Here is a 15,609-nt window from a genome sequence, read left to right on the forward strand (position 1 = left end):
TGAAACGGAGCGACATCATGGGACAAGACAGACCGCTGAGGATCGGCGTTCTGGCCGGAAGCAAGGACGGGCTGGAAAGCTGGCAGCTGGCCGTGCTCGACCGGATCAAGGCCGACAGCCGTTTCGTGCTCGAGACCGTCATCGTCCACGATCGTCCCGACGGCACGGCGCGGGCGTCGCGCCTGTTCCGGCTGCAATGGCAGATCGAGGACCGGCTTTTTGCGCGCCAGCCCGCCTATCTGCCTGGCAGCTTCCAGGCTGCCGAGCAGCGCTTCGACGTCATGCATGCGATGTCCGACGATGCGGCGCGGGGCAATTATGTCGCGCGGCTCGCGGTCGAACTCGGGCTGGATCTGATCATCCGGATGACACCGGCATCGCTGCCGGCAACGGTGGCGAACCTTCTCCCGTTCGGCGTCTGGTCGTTCAATTTCTCCGACGAATGCTCAGCAGACGGCAGCTGGTTCGGATACCGGGATCTGCTGTCGAAGGCACCGGCGACCGAGCTTATCCTGTCGGCCGACCGCGGCGGGGCGGGCAAATCGACGATTGCCGCCTGTAGTTTCAACATCAAGATTTCAGCAGCCCGCAACACGGCCTTCATCAAGGAGCGTTCGGTGACGCTTTTGATGCGCGAGCTGCGCAAGGCGGCTGCCGGCGAGCTCAACATGGAGCCCGCCCGGGCGCGCAAACCCGCGGGCCCGCCGAAGCTTGCGACGGTGTTGCATTACGGTGCGGCGCTCGGCCTGCATCTTCTCGAACGCGCGGCGGGTGCTGCCGGCCGACGCATGCATCTGCGCGCCGCCGTCTGGACGCTCTATACCGGCCGGGGAAAGATCGACGATTTCGATCCGTCGCAATCGATCGAGGTGCCGCCGACCAAGGACGACATCAAGGCCGACCCCTTTCTCTTCGAGCATGACGGCAATTGCTATCTATTCTACGAATCCTATTCGACCGGCGGTCACAAGGCGCATATCTCGGTCGGACGATTCGAGGGCGACAAGCTCGTTCCTGTCGGTATCGCGCTGAACTGCGAGCACCATCTCTCTTATCCCTACGTCTTTCGCGATGGCGACGACATCTTCATGATGCCGGAGACGCATGCCACCAAACGCATCGAAATCTGGCGCTGCGTCGAGTTTCCGCTGAAATGGGAGCTGCATTCGACGGCGCTCGAAGGGCGGTCCGCCGCGGACAACATGCTGGTCCAGCATGGTGGCAAGTGGTGGTTGTTCAGCAATCTATCCGACTATCACGCCTATGAGGATCACTGCAGCGAGCTCTATATCTACGAGGTCGATGGCCCGGATCTGAAGGGTCTGAAGCCGCACCGGCACAATCCTGTGGTGATCGGCAGCGTCGCGGCCCGCAACGGCGGGCGGATGTTCGAGCGCGGCGGCCATCTCTACCGGCCGTCGCAGCGCAACACCAACGGCGTCTACGGCTATGGCCTGAATATCATGGAGATCGATGAGCTCAGCGAAGATGCCTATCGCGAGCGTTGCGTCCGGGTGATCACGCCCGACTTCAAGGCCGGCCTGCACGGCTGCCATCATTTCGACGAGGCGGGCGGGCGCTACATACTGGACGCGCGGCTGACGGCGTAAAGCTCCTCCAGGCTGCGCCATTGCAGCCGGGAGTTCCTGCCGCCCGTCAATACTGCCAGGGCGCCGGCAAAGCCTGGCGCCGGGGCGAGATTGAAAAGCTTCCAGTTCCGAAGGCCTGATGGATCGGAGTCCAGCCTCTTGAGAAGAGGCATGGCTTCCGTTCCGATAGAGACGTCGAAGGATTGCAGCGGCAGCGACAGGCCTTTGCCATGCGCCTTGACGAAAGCCTCCTTGCGTGTCCAGCAGCGATAGAAGCCGTTCAGGTACTCGTCTTGCGACAAGGCTGCGAGATCGCTGCGCTCCGCATCGGAGAAGCAATAGGCGGCGACGTCTTCCTTTAACGGCGCCTCCTGTTCGATATCGGCGCCAAGCGAATAGCGGTCCGAAACGGCCAGCAGCGCCAGGCTGGCGCTGTGGCTCAGATTGAAATGCAGAACGCCGTGAAGCCCGGTATCGAGACCGGGCTTTCCGTATTCGTTGTAGGTGAAGCGGATGTCCTGCGGCGGCAGGCGCAGATAGTGCGCCAGGATTTCGCGCAGCCGCCCGCGCCCGGCAATGTAGCGGTTGCGGTCCTCGTCGAAGACGAAGGCGGCGGCGCGGGTCCGCTCGTCGCCGCTGAGCAGCCGTTCGAAGCCGTGGACGTCAGGCAGCGGCGGTTCGAGATCGAACAGCCAGAGGTCGATGGTACCGTCGCTGCCAGCCGTCTCAGGTCGCATAGGCGAGCTGTCCGCCGGCCGGACGCTGCTGCACCATCCGCTTGGCAAGATGGGCCATCAGCATCAGCGGATAGTTTTCGCCGAGGCTGATGCGGCAGGTGCGCTTCAGGATGTCGAGCGACTGGGTGCAGGTGTCGCCGCCGTAATCGACGCTCTTGTCGGCCCATTTGTAGGGGTTCATGCCCGGATGGGCGGTGCGTTTCTGCAGGATCGGCTGCCAGTTGGTGAAAACGTGGCGGCTGGAATCGTAGAGGCGGTAGACGCCACGCTTGTGTTCGGCGGCAAAGCGCTTGGCGTCGTCCTCGGTGTCGAACATGACATGCAGGCCGGCGGCATTGCCGACATCGTTATGCGGGCCCACGCGCAGCACGTCGCTGTGCGACAGGATGTCGGTCATCACATCATAGCGCCGGCGCATCTTGGCGATCATCGGATCGAGCTTCTTCAGCTGCACGTTCAGCATCGCGCCCTGGATCTGGTTGGCCTTGAAATTGACGCCGAGGATCGGCGGCTCCTTGATGAATTCGAGATGGCCACGGAACAGCGCGCCGATATCGTGATACATGCGCGCCCGGGCAAAGAGGGTGGCATCGTTGGTGGCGAGAGCGCCGCCTTCGCCGATATTGATGTTCTTGAACTGGTTGAAGCTGTACGCCGCCGCATTGCCGAACGAGCCGGTGCGCTTGCCCTTGTAGGTCAGGCCGACGGCTTGGCAGGCGTCCTCGATGACCAGAAGATTGTGTTCGCGGGCGATCCGCATGATGGCGTCCATGTCGCAGACCATGTTGGCCATGTGAACCGGAATGATCGCCTTGGTCCGCGGCGTGATCTTGCGGACGATATCGGCCGGATCCATGGTCAGCGTCTGGTCGATATCGACAAGCACGGGAACGGCGCCGGCAGCGAGCGGGGCGGCGGCGGTGGCGATCCAGGTATAGGCGGGCACCAGCACCTCGTCGCCGGGGCCGATGCCAGCGGCGGCGATCGCCGAAATCAGCGCTGCGGTGCCGTTACACATGGTCAGCGCATGCGACAGGCCGAACTTCTCGCAGAAGTCGGTTTCGAAACGCTTCAGCGGCCCGCCGGTGTCATCGCTGTAACGGGCGAGCTTGCCTGATAGCATTACCGGCGCAAGCGCCAGCCATTCACGAACTCCGACACGGGCCATCTGCTGAAATCTCCTACGCTCCCAATTCGCGGCGCTCATAGCCGCGCGACACCGAACCTTAAAACGGAGCGCCGGGCCGTTCAGCATATCCTTCCGGCTTAGGAGAGGGTGGCCGGGGGTGGGAGCCTAGCCGAAGTCGGTAGGCGATCTAATCCGCGGGACCTCATTGGACGATTTATGTCGCGGGCGCGGTCTTGCTATCAAAGGGGACGTTATCGAAGGGGAAAAGGCCTTGAGCATTCTCGATCTCAGATCCATGCCCGTGCACACCTTGCTGCAGGTCGATGTCGCCGTCATCGGCGGCGGGCCCGCCGGGCTTACGATCGCGCGCGAGCTGACCGGGAAGGCGGATGTGCTGGTGCTTGACAGTGGCGGCCCGTCCTACGAACCGGGCCCGCAGGCACTGAATGCGGTCGAGAATACCGGTGAACCCTCCGGCGGCCGTCAGGCGCCGGAGGGCCGCGGCTATAACGGCTCTCTTTCCTGGCTGAATGCCATCCCGGCTTTCGAGCTTCGCAACCGCATGCTTGGCGGCAGCACCCATACCTGGATCGGCAAATGCGCCGCCTTCGATGATATGGATTTCGCATTGCGGCCGTGGCTCCGGCTGTCCGGCTGGCCTTTCGAGCGCAATGAATTGATGCCGCATCTCGGCCGTGCCGCCGAACTGCTCAATCTCGGGCCCAACGTCTATGACGAGAAGCTGCACGATCTGCTGCGCACGGCGCCGGAAGAGCTGAGGCTCGACGCCAAGAGCCTGCGCTATTTCTTCTGGCAGTTCAGCCATGAGCGGAAGAAGAGGGGCGAGCCGATGCGCTTTGCCAATGTGGCCCGCGGGTTGGCGCAATCGGGCACGAAGTTCCTGACCAACGCCAATGTCACCGAGATCCGTGCCGAACAGCGCGGTTATCATTCGCTGAGCGTCGCCAGCGCCGAGGGCAACACGGCGACGGTGCGGGCGAAGATGGTGGTGCTCTGCTGCGGCGGCGTCGAGAATGCGCGGCTGCTTCTGGCGTCGAATTCGCTGTCGCCCGCCGGTCTCGGCAACACCCGTGGAACGGTCGGCCGCTATCTCGCCGATCATCCGCGCACGACGCTGATGCGCTTCCGCAAGAGCCGGGATATCGACGCGGTGACACGCCACTTCAATTTCTACGGTTTGAAGCATGGCGGTGCGCCACATTTTTATCTTCGCGGCCTGTCTCTGAGCCCGGCGATCCAGGCGCGGGAAGGGTTGACGAACTGTGCCGCCTATCCGGTGCAGATCCACGCTGCCGACGATCCCTGGGCAGCCCTCAAGCGGCTGGCAAAGGGCGGCGGCAAGAGCGCGCTCGGCGATCTGCTGACGGTCGCCGGTTCCGCCGGCATGGTCGCATCGGGCGCCTATCAGCGACTCGTCAAGATGCGCGGACTGCCGCATCGCTCGGCCGAACTGCGCTTCGACGTGATGGCCGAGCAGCAGCTGGATCCGGAAAGCCGCGTGACGCTGTCCGAGAAGCTCGACCGCTTCGGCAAGCCGATTGCCCGGGTCAACTGGAAGATCGGCGAGACGGAAGTCGAGAGCATTGCGCGATTGGCGCAGACCATTGCCGGCGAGTTCCAGCGGCTCGGGCTGCCGGAGCCGGAGCTTTCCGAATGGATCGCCTCCGGCGACCGGTCGGCAGCGGCCTTCATGGACATGGCCCATCCATCCTGCACGACGCGCATGGGCAGCGATCCGGCGACCAGCGTCGTCGATCGCAACGCGATGGTGCATGGCGTCGATGGTCTCTATGTCGCGGGCAGCTCGGTGTTTCCGACAGCAGGGCACGCGAACCCGACGCTGATGCTGGTGGCACTATCGATGCGGCTTGCCGATCATCTGAGCGAACGGCTTGCCGGCGAGCGGCGGCCGGCCTCCGGCGCACGGCAATCGCGCCAGGTCGTCTGAGGTTCCATTTCGATCTGGAAATGAAGACGCCGCGCAATGCGCGGCGTCTTGGATTCGTGGCGATCCCGTTTAGATCTTGCGGAAGTAGAAGCCGGCACTTTCGCTGGCGCCGAGTTCCGGATGGGTGTCGATCCTGGATGAGAGCGAGGGGATCGCCCAGCGGTCCACCAGCTCGTATCCGAGGCCGGTCACATGATGCATGAACTCGGCTTCATTGCGGATCTGGTAGGGCACCTTGGCAGGCCCGATCTGCTCCAGCGTCACGACGGTCGGCCCCTTGCGCAGGGCGACCTTGTTGAGCAGCAGATGTTTCGGGGCTTGCGGCATGTCGCCGATCAGTTTGCCGAGCGGGATGTCGAGATATTGCATCAGCCCGGAACCGAGAAACAGCGGCGCGGGACCGGCGTCGGCCATGCGGTCGACGAAGGAAAGCCGCGTCAGCTTGTCCTTTTCGGCGAGACGCTGCCCGGCACGGATGATCGACGGCAGGTCGTAGACGACCCAGCGGAAATCGGGACCGAGCGGCAAGTGTGAGCGGAAGGCCCGGTATTTGGTGCCCATGTGGCCGCCGGCATCGACCAGGCTGCCGGTTTCGCGGACCAGATCACGCATCCAAAAGAGCACGGGATAATCCCAGGCGGCGATCTTGCACATCTGCTCGAAGGCGACAGGGGCGATCTCGTCGTGATCGTAGCCGGCAAGTGGGCCGGTACTGGCTGCGGCCAGCGCTTCGGCATAGCTGGAATAGGCGCCGGTGAAGCGGCGCGGGATCGGAAGGAAGTATCGCAGGCGCCCGCTGAGGGCTTGCAATGGCACAATAAGCTTTTCAGCACGCCGCCTTGCTTCGCGCAAAGTCGATGTGCGGCCTTTCAGCGTCACAGTCGTCGTCATCGGCTTTTCCCCGGCCTTGATGGATGGTCACTAAGTCTTGTGTTGATCTTTCACCTCCCAGATCGGAACGACGCCGCCGTGGAACCGATGCATCACCCCCAGTGCTGCAAAATAGGTCACGGCGCCTGACAGCACCTGAAAGGCAATCATCTCGATGCGGGTCATCGCCGTCGCTTCGCCGATATAGCCGAAGGCATAGACGATGGCCGACATCGCGAGGATCGCGATGAAGACATAGCCGCAATCGCGGAACACCCGCTTCCAGTCGAGGCCGCCGTAGCGACCTTGCAGATGGGCGGAGATTTTCAGGCTGATCAGCGCGGCGATGCACTGGCCGAAGGCGGCGGCCTCGACCCCGAACGGCGCTGCGGCGACGATCAGGGCGATCGCCACGACGCCGTTCAGCAGCATCAGGCGCGGCATCCGGGCGATGTTGCCGGTGATCGACAGCAGCGGCTCGGTGACGTAGCCCGGTATCAGCAAAACCTGCTTGATGGCGAGGATGGAGACGAGTGCCGCGGTCGGCGCCCAGCTGTCGCCGAGCGCGATATCGACGAGAGCGGGAGAGACCAGCGCCAGGCCGATGTAGACAGGTGCGGAGACGATCATCAGCGCCGTCATGAAATGCGTCGCCGTGCGGCCGAGTTCCTCGAATTTCTGCGGATCGGCGGGCTGGCCCTTGATCTTGCGGAAGGCCGTCCAGGCCAGCATGCGGGCCGGTTCGCCGAGCAGCTCGGAAATGGCTCCGACGATCCGTTCGGCAGCGCGGTAGTAACCGGCTTCGGCCAGGCCCAGGAAGCTGCCAAGTGCCAGCGTGCCGGAATAGGAGCGGAGGTAGAAGATGATCCGGTTGGACAGGATGTGCCGCGAGAATTCGAGGATATCGAAGAGGAAGGCGCGGGTGAGATGGAAGCGCGGATACCAGCGCACGACGATGAACGAGCCGACCAGGCAGGTGGTCTGCATCACCAGCCGGCCGATGATCAGCGAGGCGACGTGGAAGCCGGCATGCAGGCCGGCGATGGTGACGGCGAGCCCGAGGCCCTCGGCGACGATGCGGATGATCGACTGCTGCTTCAACTGCCCGCGATTGACGAGGAGGCCGTCATAGACGACCGATAGCGAGGAGGGCAGGAACCAGCAGCTGTAGAGTGCGATCAGAATGCCGAGCCATTGCTCGTTCCAGACATGCAGGGCGCCGGAAATCAGGAAGCCGACCCCGGTGCAGAGAACGCCAGACATCACCGCAATCGTGCCGATCTGGTCGAGCTCGCGGCCGGTGCTGTGGGACTTCATCACATACTCGCCCCAGCCGCCCTCGGCACAGAGCACCAGCAGGATGGCGATCGCCGAACTGTAGGCGTAAAAGCCGAATTGCGCCGATTCCAGGATGCGGGCGGCGAGCAGGAATGCCAGCAGCTGGGCGAGCTGCGAGACGATCTTGGCAGAGAGCGTCCAGAGCCCCGCACCGACGAAGGCGGGCATCTTCATGCGCCTGGCTTTCTGCTGCGGATTCTGGCTGTCCGGTCTTTCCTCCCGCTCGTTCATCTCACCGAACCTCGCGGCGGATTGAACAACAAGGCGGCTGCGGTGTTATTACTGCAGCCCGGAAAGATGCGGCGCCGCCTTGCCAGCCCGAGAAACAATCGTTGGACAAGGTTTGCGCGGTATGCGATTCCCGGCAGGACGGAGAGCTTGTACTGAGTCGGCTGCCGAATAGGTAGGGAGACAATGTCATGATCACAGAGTCAAAGGCGGCACGCAAATCTGCATATGCGCAGAGCGCGGCCAGCTTCAGTGATCTTTCCAAGGATGCCGGTCCCGGCCAGGCGCCGGATGGCCGCCCGTCTTTCCTTAAATACAAGCTCCGCTGGGGCTTGGCGCTGTTCTGCCTCGCCTGCTGGGTCATTCTCGCCGCCATTTTCATTTGGTGAGCCGCTCTTTCTCGTTGTGAGCGAGAAAAACCACCCCGACCGTTTTCCAGAGAATGCTGATATCCGTCGTGAATGAACACGAGCGGTAGTAATCCACGTCATACTGGACGCGTTCCTCGTAGGAGGTGTCCTGGCGGCGGCTGACCTGCCACATGCCGGTCAGGCCAGGGGTCATCGCCAGATAGACATGGGCGTTGGCGCCGTAACGCTCGATTTCCTCGGCGATGATCGGGCGCGGGCCGACAAGGCTCATCTCGCCGCGCAGCACGTTGATCAGCTGCGGCAGTTCGTCGGCGCTTGTCATTCTCAAGAGCTTGCCGAGCCAGTGGACGCGCGGGTCATTCATCAGCTTCTGCGTTTCCTGCCATTCGGCCCGGCGCACCGGATCGGTCGCCAGGATTTCGGCCAGGCGCTCGGCGGAATCGGTGCGCATCGAGCGGAATTTCAGGCAGCGGAACGGGCGGCCGTATTTGCCGACACGGGTATGGCTGAAGGAGATGGGACGGCCATCGACGATCAAAAGGGCGATGACGATCAGGATCAGAGCCGGGGCCAGAAACAGCAGGCCGAGGCTAGCGAAAACGATGTCAAGGGTACGCTTGAGCCGGTAGCCGGCTGCAACGACACGGATCTCCGGCGTGACCTGGTCACCGCGGGCAAAGCCGTCGAAAGCAGATAACATATCAAACCCCATTTACCCTTGAACCCATGATCAGGTTGCCAGCGCGTCTGGCCATTTACAATTCATCCTGAGGGTAGTCGGCTAGTCACATAGAGGTAATCGGGCGCGTCCAATCGTTGCCTTGCGATGCGGGATTACCCTGCAAGTGCAGCTTCTTGGCCAGCATGTGCCCGTTCGAGGATCTCATCGTAGAGTTCGAACAGGGCCTCAGCCCAGGAGAGGGAGGTATGTGCCATGCCGGAGCGCTGGCGCAGGCAGTTTGCACTCATGGTGCGAATGAGGGCGTCATCATCGGCAAGCCGCCGCATGGCGGCTGCCAGGGTTTCGATATTGCCGTTCTCGAAGGTCAATCCGCAGCCGAGATCGGCGATCTCGCGTGCGAGCAGTGCGGCCTGCGGAATGATCACGGGAATGCCGCTGGCGACCGCCTCGACCGCGGCAAGACCGAAGGGTTCCGGCACGCGCGAGGAGATGACGATGCAGCGTGCGTCGGTGACGAGGCCCGCGATCTCTTCCTTGCTCTTCCAGCCGTGCAGGACGGCTTCGGGGTAATCGCGTTCGAGCACCGCGCGGCCGGCGCCATCGCCGATGACATGCAGCGGGACATTGGCGAGACGCGCTGCGCGCGCCGCATCCTCGAAGCCCTTTTCCGGCTCCAGCCTGCCGATGAAGAAGAATTTCTTCGTCTCCGCCGGACTGGGCGGCAGGTGCAGGAAGGGCTCCACTGGGTTGCGGATGGTGCGGATGAATTCGGCATTGATGCCGGCCCGGGTGAAATATTCATGCATGTGCTGGTGCACGATGACGATATTGGCCGGAACGTAGCGGGTCGGGAAGAAATGCTGGCGGATGAGATGGCGGGTCGAGCGCCAGACTTTCTCGTGGTAGCCGCGTTTGTCGCATTGCGTCGTCAGGCAGCGCGCGGACATCGGCGTCAGGTTGCAGACGCGGTGGCTCTGATAGTTGGCATAGCCGCCGTTCGGGCAGGAGAGGAAATAGTCGTGGGCGTGCAGTACCACCCGCGAGCGGACGCGCCAGAGCGCCCGGAAGATCGACGGCGAGAGGATCTTCGACCAGCCGTGGACGTGATAGATCGTGCCGGGTGAATCCGTACGGGCGATGACACCGCGCAGGCTGTCGTAGGCAGCCTGATTGTAAAGACCGCCGATGGTTGCCGCCAGCTTGTGCTGGTTGACGAGCGGCATGCCGCCGACGCCTACCATCTCGGCCGAAGCGATACCGTGCTCGACGCCGTCGCCGGCGAAGTAGGTGACTGGAATGCCCCGGTCACGGATCAGTTCGGCGGAGAGGACCGCCAGATTGGACGCGCCGCCGACCCGTTCGGAACGGTCATTGATGATCACGACGCGATCGGGCTGACGGTGCCGCATCCGCTATTCCAGACTTTCGATCCGGCGCGGGGTCAACCGGCCGCGGAAAAGGTCGAGCATCGCAAGCATGTTGCCCTTCAGCCGGCCGCGGCGATCGACCCAGGGTTCCGGGCGCAGGCATTTGGCGAAGTTCGCCGCGACGTTGCGGCCGATCTGGACTGTGCCGTAACGCGTACCCATCGTCTGCTTTCGCATCAGATAGATCGGGTTGGCGATCTGCGAGTAGCCGAGCTTCAGACCCGCCGTGCGAGCGACCTTGACGCCGAGATGGACGCCTTCGAGGCTATCGGCGGAAACGACGCTGCCATATTCGGCGATGCGGCGGCTGAAATCGACGTCCTCGAGCCAGCCGTAGGCCGGCAGGTTTTCGTCAAAGCGGATATCGCCTGCCTTCACCGCCGACATGCGGATTGCCATGTTGCAGCCGTATGCGTTGTAGATCGGGCTGATGGTCATCGGCAGGTTTGACGATTGCCGGGCGCGGTCGCTGACCAGTTTCAGGCCGTCGTGGACGGAGATGCCGGGCCCGATGATACCATCGGCCAATACCCGGCCGGTGCACATCGCTACATCCGGATGGGTCTGGAAAATGGTTTCCAGCCGCTCGATGTAGTTCGGCACCATGATGAAGTCGTCGTCGAGGAAGAGCACCACACCGGCGTTTCCGGCATTGGCAACGATCTCGTTGCGCTGTCTGCAGAGGCCGCGCTCGGAAATGATGATGCGGACGGGGCAGGCGAGCGAGGAGAGCGACACCTGGTCGATATCGGTGGTCGAGGTGACGCAGACGATGACCTCGTCGGGTTGGCGCGTCTGCTTCGAAATCTGCGGCAGGATGGCCGAGAGGATGTCGCGGCGCCCGGAGCTGGCGATTCCAACCACCATGTTCAGCGGCGCTGCCGTGGCGCGGTTGATGATTGCCGGTACCGAGGCGGTCCGGGTGGGGCCGGTTGGTTTCAGGAGCTTGTGGCGGCCGCCCGATACTTTCGGCTTTGCGGCGCTGATCTGCGTCGTGACGACGCCGAGAAGATTGATGCGGCCGCTGCTGAATTCGCTGAGGGCGTTCTGGATACGGTCGTTGGTCACGTCGCTGCCATTGTCGAGAACCAGCAGCACGCCGTCCATGAAGCTGCAGATCTGGCGCGTATCAGCCGAGCCTTCGAAGGGCGACATGTCGACGATGACGATCTTGAACTTGCGGCGCAACGCCTCGATTTCCTGGCGCAAGGCCATCAGGTGGCCGAAGCGCTGATGCGCGCCTGCCGAGCGCATGATGTCGGGTACGGTGACGGTCGCAAGCGCGCCCTCGACATCCGCCCCCGGCTCGAGATCGTTCGGACGCTGGTTGTTCTTGCGGGCGGCGTGATCGGAGCCGAGCAGCTTCAGGCCGAAGGCCGGGCCGGAGTCGGCTGCGACTGCGCTCAGGCGTGCGTTGATGAAGTCGGCGTCGACGAGAACGACATTGCTGCCTTCGTGCTGGTAGACTTGAGCCAGATTGACGCTGAGCGTCGTCTTTCCGGCGCCAGGCGTGATCGAGGTGATGCCGATGACGGTCGAGTTGTTGGAGCGGAATGCGGCGTCGATGGCGCCGCGTATGCTGCGCAAGGATTCCGTGAAGCGTGAATAGGGTGCATCGAGAACCCGTCGGTAGGCGACGTCGATGCTAACGGGCGAGACGCTGGCGGCAAGATTGCCTTCGCGGCCGATCAACGGGATGGTCCCGAGCGAATTGATGCCGAGCTCGCTGCGCAGCCGCCCGAGGACATTGAGGCGGCGGCGGTAACCGTCGTTGAAAAGTGCCATGCCGAGGCCACCGGCAAGGCCGAGCATGGCGGTCAGCGGAATGATGAGGCTGGGTTTCGGCCAGTTCTTGGAAAGCGGAGCGGTGGCCGCCGTGACGATACGGGCGTTACCGATCGGGAAGGACTGGCGCTGGATGGCGCCGGTCACCTGCTGCAGGATGGTTTCATAGATCCGGCGGTAGGTGGTGGCCTGGCTTTCCATCTCGGTCAGTTCGACGCGCGCAAGGTTCTTGTCGGTACCGGCGGCGGTCAGCGATTCCAGCTGCGTCTTGAGCAGCTGTTCGCGGTTCTTGGCGACTTCCAGATTGGTGGCGTAGAGCGACTGGATGCGGGTATATTCGTCGTCGATCGCCTTCTTCAGTCCGGCGACCTCGTCCTGTGCCGCAACGACGGCTGGATTGCCCGCGTCGTAACGGCCGGTCAGATTGTTGAGCTTCGACACGGCGATGCTCAGGTCCTCCTGAAGCTTCTGGATACGCGGATTGTTGACGGCTTCCTGCACCGTTGCATCGGGCTCTCCACCGTTCTTCAGGCGGGCGAGCGCGTCGTATTTTGCGGCTTCAGCCGCCGTCTGGGTACGGGCGCTGAGTTCCTGGGTGCTGATTTCGGAGAGCTGCTGCTGGTCGAGCGAGGATGTGGCATTGATCTCCATGATGCCGTTCTTGGCGCGGAATTCTTCTGCCTGCATCGCCGTTTCGCGGGCTTTCCGGCCAACTTCAATCAACCGGCTTTCGAGCCACTTGGCGCCGCTCTGCGCGGCGGCGGCGCGCTCGGCAAGGCCGGAGCGGATATAGGCGTCGGCAATGGCATTGGCGACGCGGGCCGCCTTCTCCGGATCGGTGGAGCTATAGCCGATTTCGAGAATATAGGACTGGCCGACGCGGGTCACCGTGACGCGGGAGAGGAAGGACGCCATCGTGCGGCGCATCAGGGCTTCCTCGGCCGTCTCTGTAGGGGATTGCGGCGCGGTCTCCGGCTTGTGCATGCCCGGGATGATGCTCTTGATGGCGCCCGTTATCATGCCGCGCCAGGATTCGCCGCCGATGATCTCAGGGTCATGATCGAGCTTCAGCTTGGCGATGACGTCGCGTGCGATCGACTCCGACTTGACGATTTCCACCTGGCTGGCGATTTCGGCGGCTTCGATGATGATGGTGCCGGTGAAGGCGTCCTGCGAGGCGATGCGGCCCTGCTCGGGGTCCATGACCAGGCGGGTCGTTGCCGAGAAGATCGGCTCGGTGCTGAAGATATAGAGCCCGCCGACCGACACGCCGAGTGCCGTGCAGATCGCCAGATGCGCGGCGTGGCGCTTCAGGAATGCCCAGATGTCACGGAAGGATATGTATTCGCGCTGCGTCTCATCGAAAGCGTGATGATTGCCGGGAACGATTTTGCCGATCTCCTGAATGACCATGTCTATCCTCGCAGCTCCCTAGGGCGTTTGTTTTTGTTCAGGTTCCAGGGCGGAAATGACCGTTCCCTGGAAGCTGGTGGATACGTTGTAGCGAACATCGAGAACGTCACCGGGCTGCAGTTCCTCGGTGTCCTGAACTTCGCTCGTCGTCGGAATGTCGCTCGCGGTGCGCGTCACCCAGAATTCCAGCGGCTGCAGGTCGACAGCCTTGAGGCTCTGGTAGCGGGACACCGTTGCACCGGCGATCTGCAGGAGCTGGAGCGTGGTTGCCCGCTTCAGCTTGGTGTCCTCGATGTCGGACTCGGTGGTCTGCAACTCCTGGCCGGCTTCGGTGGTGCGCTGGCTCTTCAGGGTTTCGGCGTCGCGCTTGGTTTCGCTGAGCTTCTGCTTGGCCTGCATCGAGGCGACGACGAGGTCGAGCTTGCTGCCCTGCATTTCGGCGACCGTGCGCTCGAGCGCGGTCTTGCGCGAGGTGGTCAGGATCTTGGTGTCGACGAGCTTGGAAATGTCGCTCAACTCGTCCTGGGCGATGGTGACCTGCCGGTCCTGCGTCGACATCTTCTCGTCGAGGACGCTGATTTCGCTGGTCAGCAGGGTTTCGAGCTCGGTTGCCGATTGCAACGCGCGGCTCAGCGCATCGGCACGGGCCTTGAACAAGGCGGTCTCGCTCTGGATGATCTGGCCGATGATCGGATCCTGACTGGCCGCAGCGATCTCGGGCGGAAATTCGATTGAATCCTTGCCGGAAAACTCGGCCATCAGGCGGGCGCGCTTGGCCATATATTGCTTCAGCTGCAGTTCGAGGCGGCCGAGATCGCCGGCATAGCGGATCTGCTCGGCGTCGGAATATTCGCCCTGCGGGCTGCTGCGGCGTTCCTTGCCGCCGGCCATGGCCATTGCCTGCTTGACGGTCAGTCCCGGGCGGAATTCGAACTCGCCGGAGCGTTCGACGGCACCGCTGACATAGACCATCGGGTATTTGACCACCTCGACTGAGGCCGTCGGCGCGGTCGCCAGTCCGGTGATGCGCTTCAGGTTGGCGCCGATCAGCTGCGAGATCTCGTCGACCGTCTTGTCCTCGACATTCATCTGGCCGATCATCGGGATGAAGATGTTGCCGGCCGGCGTGACAGTGAATTCGCCGTTGAGCGCGGTCCATTCCTTGTAGTCGCCGGTCGATGCCACCCATTCGACCACGGTGACCTTCAGCTTGGTTTCGGGACGGACCTGATAGCCGCTCTCATCCGCCAGAACGCCTGACGGGGCGGCTGCAAGCAAGAGTAGGGCGGCGCCCGCAACCTTCGCGGAGAAACGTCCGCGTCCTTTTGCGCCAATGGTCATCTGACAGCCTCATGGTTCGCATCGTCCTGGCGGAGGGCCGCCGGGCATACTGGCACGGATGATCAGGCGAAACGCCCGCGAGCGAAATCCCCTGGAGGCGGTAGGCGCAGCTAGTTCTTTTGGCCGCTGGGGTAGCTCGCGCGCATGGGACGCACTGAAGCGTCCGCGCGGCGAGGCCCGGAATGCTTCATTCGGATTAGCGTAAAAAAGGAGAGGCGGACAGCATCACGAAGCGGGCCCAAACCGCACCCGCCGCGCAAGATCCCTGGATATCAACGAAACCGGGCTCGCTCCGTGTTCCGAAGCGAGCCCTTCCGCAAGGAGCCAGGTCGCGGCTCTATAGTCCGCGAGTATTAGCTGCCGCATTTGGAATAGGTTCTACTCGCTACTTTCCCCAATCCCGAGGTCAGGATGCCATATCGATGGTCGAAATCAACTAATCCCTTTGGGTTAAGGGCTTAAACCGGGGCAAAATAGCCGGTTTTCGGGCAGATGATCCGCATTTTAGCGCCTTCTGTTGCACGCTTGCCGCGGTTCAGCTTCCCTTTGACGGAGCGATTGTTTCCACCTTCGCGACAGCRCTCGGCTTTGCGCCATCGGGCGCATAGCCGCCGCCGACGGCGACGTTGAGCGAGACGTAGTCCTTGGCCATCTGCTGGACGGCGGCGGCCAGGCTTGCCTGGGCCGTCGAGACGTTGCGCTGGGCATCGAGAACGTCGAGCAGCGAGGA

Annotated in this window: 11 protein-coding genes and 1 pseudogene; 3 read left to right on the forward strand and 9 right to left on the reverse strand. The window is 62.9% G+C overall.

Annotation, left to right across the window (positions count from 1 at the left end; all coding sequences use genetic code 11):
* The first annotated feature begins 17 nt into the window (after window positions 1–17).
* Window positions 18–1,610, forward strand: a complete 1,593-nt coding sequence (locus tag AC1DNK_RS28855) for a glucosamine inositolphosphorylceramide transferase family protein (protein ID WP_477944588.1) — start codon at window positions 18–20, stop codon at window positions 1,608–1,610.
* Here the strand turns inward: AC1DNK_RS28855 and AC1DNK_RS28860 are convergent.
* Window positions 1,580–2,326: a 4'-phosphopantetheinyl transferase family protein gene (locus AC1DNK_RS28860; protein WP_477944590.1), complete on the reverse strand. Its 747-nt coding sequence runs from the start codon at window positions 2,324–2,326 to the stop codon at window positions 1,580–1,582. The two genes, AC1DNK_RS28855 and AC1DNK_RS28860, sit on opposite strands and share 31 nt — an antisense overlap.
* On the reverse strand, window positions 2,316–3,494 hold the full coding sequence (locus AC1DNK_RS28865; RefSeq protein WP_477944592.1) for a DegT/DnrJ/EryC1/StrS family aminotransferase: 1,179 nt from the start codon (window positions 3,492–3,494) through the stop codon (window positions 2,316–2,318). The genes AC1DNK_RS28860 and AC1DNK_RS28865 overlap by 11 nt, the downstream gene beginning before the upstream one ends.
* Window positions 3,495–3,726: 232 nt before the next feature.
* Here AC1DNK_RS28865 and AC1DNK_RS28870 point away from each other — a divergent pair, with 232 nt between their 5' ends.
* Window positions 3,727–5,424: an FAD-dependent oxidoreductase gene (locus AC1DNK_RS28870; RefSeq protein ID WP_477944594.1), complete on the forward strand. Its 1,698-nt coding sequence runs from the start codon at window positions 3,727–3,729 to the stop codon at window positions 5,422–5,424.
* 69 nt (window positions 5,425–5,493) lie between these two features.
* Here AC1DNK_RS28870 and AC1DNK_RS28875 read toward each other — a convergent pair whose 3' ends face one another.
* Window positions 5,494–6,315 (reverse strand): methyltransferase, TIGR04325 family, encoded by an 822-nt coding sequence (locus AC1DNK_RS28875; protein ID WP_112516393.1) that lies wholly within the window; start codon window positions 6,313–6,315, stop codon window positions 5,494–5,496.
* 30 nt (window positions 6,316–6,345) lie between these two features.
* A complete protein-coding gene (locus tag AC1DNK_RS28880) occupies window positions 6,346–7,806 on the reverse strand; it encodes an oligosaccharide flippase family protein (protein ID WP_477944596.1) in 1,461 nt (486 codons plus the stop codon).
* 245 nt (window positions 7,807–8,051) lie between these two features.
* On the opposite strand from AC1DNK_RS28880, the gene AC1DNK_RS28885 reads away from it, so the two are divergent.
* Window positions 8,052–8,249 (forward strand): hypothetical protein, encoded by a 198-nt coding sequence (locus tag AC1DNK_RS28885; RefSeq protein ID WP_112390127.1) that lies wholly within the window; start codon window positions 8,052–8,054, stop codon window positions 8,247–8,249.
* Here the strand turns inward: AC1DNK_RS28885 and AC1DNK_RS28890 are convergent.
* From AC1DNK_RS28890 to AC1DNK_RS28910, 5 genes and pseudogenes are all read right to left on the reverse strand, one after another.
* Window positions 8,239–8,931, reverse strand: coding sequence for a sugar transferase (locus tag AC1DNK_RS28890; RefSeq protein WP_112516396.1), 693 nt, complete (start codon window positions 8,929–8,931; stop codon window positions 8,239–8,241). The genes AC1DNK_RS28885 and AC1DNK_RS28890 overlap by 11 nt on opposite strands.
* Before the next feature lie 134 nt (window positions 8,932–9,065).
* The gene (locus tag AC1DNK_RS28895) at window positions 9,066–10,322 is read right to left on the reverse strand and encodes a glycosyltransferase family 4 protein (protein ID WP_477944598.1); all 1,257 of its coding nucleotides are present in this window, start codon (window positions 10,320–10,322) and stop codon (window positions 9,066–9,068) included.
* Between the two features lie 3 nt (window positions 10,323–10,325).
* Entirely contained in the window at window positions 10,326–13,538 is a 3,213-nt protein-coding gene (locus tag AC1DNK_RS28900) for a glycosyltransferase (RefSeq protein ID WP_477944599.1), read from the reverse strand.
* 18 nt (window positions 13,539–13,556) lie between these two features.
* Window positions 13,557–14,879 carry a polysaccharide biosynthesis/export family protein gene (locus AC1DNK_RS28905; RefSeq protein ID WP_112516398.1) on the reverse strand — a complete coding sequence of 441 codons (1,323 nt, stop codon included), beginning with the start codon at window positions 14,877–14,879 and terminating at the stop codon, window positions 13,557–13,559.
* Window positions 14,880–15,414: 535 nt separating this feature from the next.
* A pseudogene (locus AC1DNK_RS28910) lies at window positions 15,415–15,609 on the reverse strand (efflux transporter outer membrane subunit); the annotation flags it as partial.

Source organism: Rhizobium sp. 01N424 (genome assembly GCF_056399485.1).

What these genes read in the sequence shown, in the direction of transcription:
- AC1DNK_RS28855 (WP_477944588.1), top strand. Translation starts at nt 18, where the DNA reads ATGGGACAAGACAGACCGCTGAGGATCGGCGTTCTGGCCGGAAGCAAG.
- AC1DNK_RS28860 (WP_477944590.1), bottom strand. Translation starts at nt 2,326, where the DNA reads ATGCGACCTGAGACGGCTGGCAGCGACGGTACCATCGACCTCTGGCTG.
- AC1DNK_RS28865 (WP_477944592.1), bottom strand. Translation starts at nt 3,494, where the DNA reads ATGGCCCGTGTCGGAGTTCGTGAATGGCTGGCGCTTGCGCCGGTAATG.
- AC1DNK_RS28875 (WP_112516393.1), bottom strand. Translation starts at nt 6,315, where the DNA reads ATGACGACGACTGTGACGCTGAAAGGCCGCACATCGACTTTGCGCGAA.
- AC1DNK_RS28880 (WP_477944596.1), bottom strand. Translation starts at nt 7,806, where the DNA reads ATGAAGATGCCCGCCTTCGTCGGTGCGGGGCTCTGGACGCTCTCTGCC.
- AC1DNK_RS28885 (WP_112390127.1), top strand. Translation starts at nt 8,052, where the DNA reads ATGATCACAGAGTCAAAGGCGGCACGCAAATCTGCATATGCGCAGAGC.
- AC1DNK_RS28890 (WP_112516396.1), bottom strand. Translation starts at nt 8,931, where the DNA reads ATGTTATCTGCTTTCGACGGCTTTGCCCGCGGTGACCAGGTCACGCCG.
- AC1DNK_RS28895 (WP_477944598.1), bottom strand. Translation starts at nt 10,322, where the DNA reads ATGCGGCACCGTCAGCCCGATCGCGTCGTGATCATCAATGACCGTTCC.
- AC1DNK_RS28900 (WP_477944599.1), bottom strand. Translation starts at nt 13,538, where the DNA reads ATGGTCATTCAGGAGATCGGCAAAATCGTTCCCGGCAATCATCACGCT.
- AC1DNK_RS28905 (WP_112516398.1), bottom strand. Translation starts at nt 14,879, where the DNA reads ATGACCATTGGCGCAAAAGGACGCGGACGTTTCTCCGCGAAGGTTGCG.